The sequence below is a fragment of the Collinsella sp. TM09-10AT genome, assembly GCF_003436275.1.
Lineage (GTDB): Bacteria > Actinomycetota > Coriobacteriia > Coriobacteriales > Coriobacteriaceae > Collinsella.
The window spans coordinates 21,113-28,265 of record NZ_QSOP01000026.1; the positions used below are offsets into that span (position 1 = coordinate 21,113).

At 57.0% G+C, this 7,153-nt stretch carries 3 protein-coding genes; all 3 read left to right on the forward strand.

Going from position 1 to position 7,153, the window contains the following annotated elements:
• Positions 1-3: 3 nt before the first annotated feature.
• The 3 genes from DXD77_RS09230 to DXD77_RS09240 are packed head-to-tail and all read left to right on the forward strand — an operon-like array spanning position 4 to position 6,753.
• A complete protein-coding gene (locus DXD77_RS09230) occupies positions 4-5,481 on the forward strand; it encodes a hypothetical protein (RefSeq protein WP_117648510.1) in 5,478 nt (1,825 codons plus the stop codon).
• 1 nt (position 5,482) lies between these two features.
• On the forward strand, positions 5,483-6,052 hold the full coding sequence (locus tag DXD77_RS09235; RefSeq protein ID WP_117582958.1) for a hypothetical protein: 570 nt from the start codon (positions 5,483-5,485) through the stop codon (positions 6,050-6,052).
• Between the two features lie 2 nt (positions 6,053-6,054).
• Entirely contained in the window at positions 6,055-6,753 is a 699-nt protein-coding gene (locus DXD77_RS09240) for a hypothetical protein (protein ID WP_117648511.1), read from the forward strand.
• The last annotated feature ends 400 nt before the right edge of the window (positions 6,754-7,153 follow it).

The window sequence follows — 7,153 nt, forward strand, 5'->3', positions numbered from 1 at the left end:
CCTATGAAGATCAAGAACATGAACCGGGGCGTGCTTAGCAGGCTAGTTGCCGTCGCGACGATTGCCCTTTGCTGCGTTATGGCGCTGCCGACGGCGGTGCATGCCGAGGATGTGCCCGAGGCCAAAACCGAATTCCACATCAAAAACGAGGCTGACTTTTTGTCGTGTGTGGCGCTGTCGCGCGAGCGCGATACGTCCGGCTGGCACGTATATCTCGATAACGACATTGAGCTCGACAGCGACGACATGAAGACCATTGTCTCGCACACCGTTAAGCATCTGTCGTTTGGCAACAAGGAGCATCCGTTTAAGGGCGTGTTCGATGGTCAAAACCACACCGTTGAGGGCCTGAACTACGATAAAGACGCTTTTGACCCCGAGCGCGATACGGGATTTTTTGCCGAGACCAACGGTGCCACCATCAAAAACTTCCTGGTCAAGGACGCCAACGTGTGGGCGGACTTCCGCGGTGGCATTATCGTGGGCAAGGCCGTCAATACGCGCTTCGAAAACGTTATGGTCATGGAGAGCACGCTGCACGTGACCTGCGCCAACAATGCTCTCAACCTCATTACCAACGCAGGCTTTGAGGGCGGTCTCATCGTCGGCGAGCTCGACGGCTGCACCCTCTACAACTGCGAGGTCCGTGGCGGCCGTGCCGTCAACAATACGACCTCGGGCGTGCAGGCGCTCGGCGGTGAGGGTCTGTATATGGCGGCGTTTGCCGGCTACGTTAAGAACTCGACTATCGAGTACTGCCGCGTGACGCCGACGCGTAAGGACGACGGCTCGATTGCCGAGAAGGGCATGACCGACGTCACCAATAAGTACGACGTGGCCATTGGCGCCCTGGGCGGCAACAACGTGTATGCCTCGGGTTTTGTGGGCTGTATGGCGGGTGACGCCAAGATTATCGACTGCTTCTCGACGGCGCAGTGCTACAGCTATGCCGCGTCGTACGTGGGCGTCGTCGCCGTGACGCGCGCGTGGACGGGTGGCTTGGCGGGTCGTATTCTAACCGAAAAGGGCAACGAGCTCGTCCGAAGCCATTTTGCGGGTGACTTGAGCTCGCGTCAGTATAATCCCATCGCCGTGATCCCCATCATTCAAAACGATGTGAACCTGGGCGGTATTGCTGCGCGCGCCAACAAGGGTGACGCCACGGTTACCGAATGCTACTTTAAGCCGAGCGTGAGCCTAAACGGCAGCAGCCAGGGCAACCCTGCCAAAAAGAAAATCCCCTCGTTTGGCGGCGACGGCATCATCAAGGGCGATGGCTATGGTCCGTGGGATGACGAACGCTACACCACGCGCGAGCTGTGGGAAGAGCACGACTACGACTTCTGTGCCGGCACCATGCGCTCGACCGCTAACGACAAGGCCCTGGGTGCCCCGCACCCCAATGAGTGGGCGATGGATTACAAGCTGAAAATTCCCGTGCATGGCCAAAGCGTTAAGGCGACGATCGATTTTCCCGGTGCGGGCACCGCGACAATCGAGAAGACCAAACTTGGCAAAGACCAGGCGACCTCGGATCCGTACGCCTTTGCCGTGAGCGCCGTGCTGGCGGGAACGGCCCAAGGCCTGGCCCAGGGCGATACATCGGTAACGTTTAAGCAGGATACCTCCGCAAAGCCAGAGGGTTTGACCGAGGCCAACGGCGGCTACCGCTTTATGGGCTGGTTCCGTGAGCCCGGAGTCAATGTGAACCGTATCGATGCCGATAACGCCTGGTTTAACGGCAAGACCGATGCCGATGCCGTTAAGGCTGGCAAGCAGGTCCAGAAGAACGAAGCGCACGAGATAACGTCGAGCTATACCGCCGATAACGCGAAGGGGGCCGAGGCCTTTAAGGGCAACGACCTGTTTATTGCTTCGTACGAGGCGCAGGTACTGTTCTATAACGTCAAGGGCGAGACGCTCGCGTGGCAGAGCGGCGAGGAGCACGACAAGTCGACGGACTGGTACCGCTATGGCGTCGGTTTAACGCCGGCTGCCCCTGCGGACCGCGGCACTCTTTCTGCCAGCGCCACCTTTATCGGTTGGACGACGCAGCCGAGTGGCGAGGCCGGGATGCATGGCGGTTACGCGGCCATCACCTCGCCTGAGCTTGCCGAGTTAAAAAACGCCGGTGCGTTCTATCCTGCCGGCACCGAGATCACTGTGCTTGGCCCTACCGATTTTTATCCGGTGTACACCGACTATGTGTCGAACATCATGACGGTGTTTGAGGGCAATGAGCAGGATGCAACCGACGATCAGACTCGGCGCGACGGTGTGGGCAAAACTGACGTTAAGGTTGAGACTGCAGAAGATGGCACAAGCGCGTATACCGTACAGGTGCTCGACGTATCCGGTAAAGCTATATCCGAGGAGGGCCAGCTGCCCGACGGCTATCGTTTCCTGGGTTGGTATGAAAACAAGGGAACCGAGGATGCCCCGCTCGAGGTGCGCGTAAGCCGCGACCCCAGCTATACGCTCCCCGCCGATGTCGATTTAACCGCGCCGCATACCTACATCGCCCGCTTTGAGTACCGAGTGGATTATTACGTTCGGGCTTATACCAACCATGAGTTTACGGACAGCAAGCTACTTTGTTCCGTTTGGAATCGCTATCAAACGCCCTTTGAGGAAAACGTCGGTAGTACCTTCGTGCGTGAAAACGTCGTCCACTGGGGCCCGGAGCATGTTGACCACGGTATAAAGGATAGTTATGAAACGTGTGGCACGCGCTTCACGAAGGAAACCCTTGTCGTGAGTCCCCTTAACGCGTACTCGCACAACGTTAAAAACGATACGGGAGCCGATACTCTAAAAAACCTCTATGCCGATACCGATTTTCCAGGCGCTGCAACGCTAAGCGATACTTGGACTTCGGCTTCGCTGAACGTAACGGTCAAACCGGTGAATGATCGCTATCGCCTGAATTTCTGGACGCTTGAGCGCGATGGTGAATATTGGACATATGTGAAAAATCCCATCGAGAGCATGGTGCGTACAGATAAGAAGTACTACGTTCGCGCGATGATTACCACGGACGTTAATTTCTACAACAAGGGCGATAATGTCGTGAGGACTGCCACGCGGCGCTATGAGAGTAACTTGCTGCAGACCAAGGTGAACGGGGCGGATCCGACGTTCACGTATTACTACCCGCATGTTAATAAGTCGGTTAAAGTGGCCGAAAAGCCAGAAGATGGTGAGAAGGGATCGTATGAGAGCCCCCTGACCCTCGAAGCTTCCCCGACCGATGCCGACATGGCCGTGCCGGGCTATAAGTTCCTGGGCTGGATTTCGACCGCCGAGGTCCAGAGGGATTCTGACGTCTGGAAGTATATCTACGATGTCGAGGGCGATTCCTTCACCACTTCTGACCCGGATAAGGCCGAACCGTATCTGGTGAAACCAGATTTTAAGGTCACCCAGTGGCAGGATGCCTATCCGGTGTACGCGAAGTACGATGTTAGGTACACCACCAACCTGTATCGCGCCGGTTTTAAGGGCACGGACAAGGTTAATGTGCCTAGGTACGACATCGATCCCGTTATCAACGCGGGCACCGACCCTGCTACGGCAACGGTGACCCCTGACGTCACGACTCCGGTTTATAAAGCAGGCGGTGAGCTGTATAAGTTGCAGAAGGTTGAGATCGAGCTTCCGAATGGCGAAGTTGAAGACATCGAACCTAACGGCGATAACTCGTATTCCCATCAGGTGGAACCCGGCGGGGCCTATACATTTGTGGCGTACTATTCGCCGTTGGCGGTTGTGTACCATCTCAATGCCAGGGATGTGGACGGTAAGGTAGCCCAGCAGGGCGATTCTCTCGGCAGCCTTAAGGACGGCATCCCGCTGCCAACGTATAACGTCGGCGATATCGATGCTGCAACAAACGCATACAATGCCTTCGTGGGCTGGACGGAAACTAAGCCGGTAGCTGGCAACGGTTATGTCGTTTGGTCGGACGACGTTTCCATGGTGAATAAAAGCACCGTGGTCAAGGCCCCCATGGAGTTGTATCCGGTCTACCGCGCCAGCGCGGTGCGTGTTCAATCGAATATCGATGCCAATCTGGATGACCCCGGTTCTGTGCGTTATCTTTCGCGGACCGACTCTGGTGATCAAATATCGCTGGAGGTAAAAGCTGCAACTGAGGTTGTCGGCAAGGATGGCACCAAGTACGACTTTGTCGGCTGGTCGCGTGACTATGAATCCGATAACAAGTACACCCTGATGACCGGTGACGACAAGTATCCCCTCGAGGGCAATGAGCCCTTTAAGAGCGCGATGTACACTGCGGTGTACAAGATTGCGCCGCATAAGGTGCGCTATCACGGTGTCGACGGGTCGGTTCTCTTTACGGCGACGGTCGACTCGGGCGACGAGCGTGCGCAGGACGGCAAGTCCGGCTTCGTCTATACGGTTGATGTTCCCAAAATGGATGAGAACGGCCGCCCCGTCTATGACAACAGCGGGAATCCCATGATGGAGCAAAAGTCCGTGGCATACGACCCGGACGCCCATTCCAAGATCGTCGCGCTGCTCGATGAGCGTGCGGCCGCCAATGGCGATATGCGTGAGCTCTTCTTGGAGTGGCGATATGTGGGCGCCGATGGTGATACGAAGCCTTGGGATGTGTTTAAGGACGAGCCAATTAAGGGCGACATGGACCTGTATCCCGTTACATATCGCGTGGTTGCCAAAGATACGTCTGATCCCGCGAAGTCCGAAACCATGACCGCCCAGCTTAAGTGGCTGCTCGATCCCGCCGCCGCCAACACCGTCGATGACAGTGCCGACAAGGCGCCGTTTAAGGTCTGCTTTGCCAAGCCGTTTATGGGAACGCGGCTGACCGTTACGGTAATGCGGGCAAGCTACGGGCCTGGTACAGAGGGTGTTTCTGTGGCGGAAGAGCCCGTAAACGGCAAGTTTGTCTCGCTCTACAGCCTTGGTTCGGGTGACGGCTCGTTCGACCTGGCCAACCGTCTGGAGTCCAAGAAGACGGGCGAGGGCGATCAGGGCCCCGGCAAAGCCGTGTTCAACTTTGCCCAGACTCATGCGCTGACGATCGTTAAAAAGACGACCGATGTCAGCGCTATGGGGCAAACGTTCCGCTTTAAGGTAACGCGAAAGATGTCGCAGGATTCTCCTGCCGAGACGCGCATGGTCGAGGTGAAAGTTAGCGAGCAGCGCGACGAAAACGGTGAAACTTGCTATGTCGGCAGCGTGCAGTTCGCCGCTCCGGCTGGCATCTATACCGTCGAGGAAGATACGGCTTGGGCATGGCGCTACCAGGGTGAGCTGAGCACGCCGGGCAAGGCGCCCGGTAAAACTGCCGAGCTGACGATTTCGTCTGCATCGAGCGCGAACGATGCCACGTTCACCTGCACGAACACGCGTGTGAACGACAAATGGATCGACGGCAGCGATCGTGCCCATAACGTTTGGAGCAACGGCAACGTAGCAAAGAAGGAGGATTAGCATGTCCAAGCGCAAGCGCATCATCGCCTTGCTGGTGGGGGTTATCCTCCTGGCCGGTACGGCAGGCACGTTGGCCTGGCTTTCGGTTACGGGCGTGCTGGTCAACCAGTTCGGCATCGGATCGGTGACGCCATCGGTTCAGGAAACGCTCAACGGCAAAGTGAAAAGCGATGTCAAGGCGAAGAACACGGGTACTGCGCCCGCCTATATTCGTGCTGCAGTGGATATCTACTGGCAGGACCAGGATGGCGCACGCCTGTGGGATGAGCCAGTTGCCGGCACCGACTACGTCATTGACTGGGGCAGTGTGTCCAAGGCATCTGCTTCCAACACCGCCTCGTCTTGGGTTGTCGCGTCCGACGGGTACTACTACTGGACGTCTCCCGTTGCTCCGATGGGCAAAACCGATGTGCTCATCAAGAGCGTGACTGAGCAGAAGGCAGATGGGAAGAACCTGGTCGTTGACATTTCGACCCAAGCAATTCAATCCACGCCCGACGATGCAGTTGCAGAGGCATGGGGCTGTACAGTCAAGGATGGCGTGCTGGTGCCGCCGCATGGAGGTGCGTAGGTATGGCTTCTCCGATTCGTAAAGACGTTGTGTGTTCCTTGCGCTGCGTGATGGCGGCAATCGTCTGCCTTATCGCGCTTGCCGTTCCTGCACGTGCGTTTGCTGACGTTCCCACGATTGCCTATGACGGAAATGCACGCCAGCTAACGGTATCGGGAGCGACGGACTCCTCGGGGGAGCCCGATCTGTTTCCAGCCTTTAAAGATCTAATGCCCGGCGATGTACGCGAGCAACAGATTGGGGTTCGTACCACGGGTGTAAAGTCCCAGGTACGTGTGTTTGTGCGGGCTGTTGTCGATCACGAGACGGCACATCTGCTATCGCCCATCACCTTAACGGCGACTGTGGGCGATGCCTCTGCAGGTTGGCTCCAGACAGGAACACCGGGCAGCGTGTTCGCCTATCCCACGCAAATCGCCACGTTTACGAGCGATGACAGCACGGTGCTTAATCTGCAGCTAAGCGTTCCGACGTCGGTGGGCAACGAGCTTGCCGACGCAAACAAGACCATTCGCTGGGAGATTACCGCCGAGGACGATGGCGAGAAGATTCCCGTGCAGTCTGCTGACAGCAAGAAGCCCGGCTTGCTTGGTCTGGCGGCAACGGGCGACAACACGCTCACGTTGCTTTTAGTTTTGCTAACTCTTGCCAGCATCGCTTTTATAGCCGCGCTACTTTTGTCCCGGAGGGATAAGCGCTAGGTCCATCTTCTAAACGCAACGCCCTCCCGGGCGGCGGGCACGAAGTTCCCTGCTCTACAGTCCTGCACAAGAAGAAGGCCACATTAAGTGGCCTTCTTTGCGTGCGGAACTCGCGATGAACTTCGAGCCCGCCGCTCGGGAGGGCGCCCCTTTATTGATGGAAGGCCTAATAAGCGGATATTCCATGTCCGGATGTATTCAGAGCGGGACGCACTTTCCGAATGCGCGGCGTTTCGGAAAGTGCGTCCCGGAATTTGGCTTTGGAATGGGATGCGGTTTCCGGTTGAGGGCTCTGGTGGAAAATGCGACCCGGAATTTGCAATCGGAATGGGATACAGTTTCCCAACGGGTACCGTCAAGATTCTTTCGCAAATTGATCGAGGCGGCCTCGGCCCCGCCT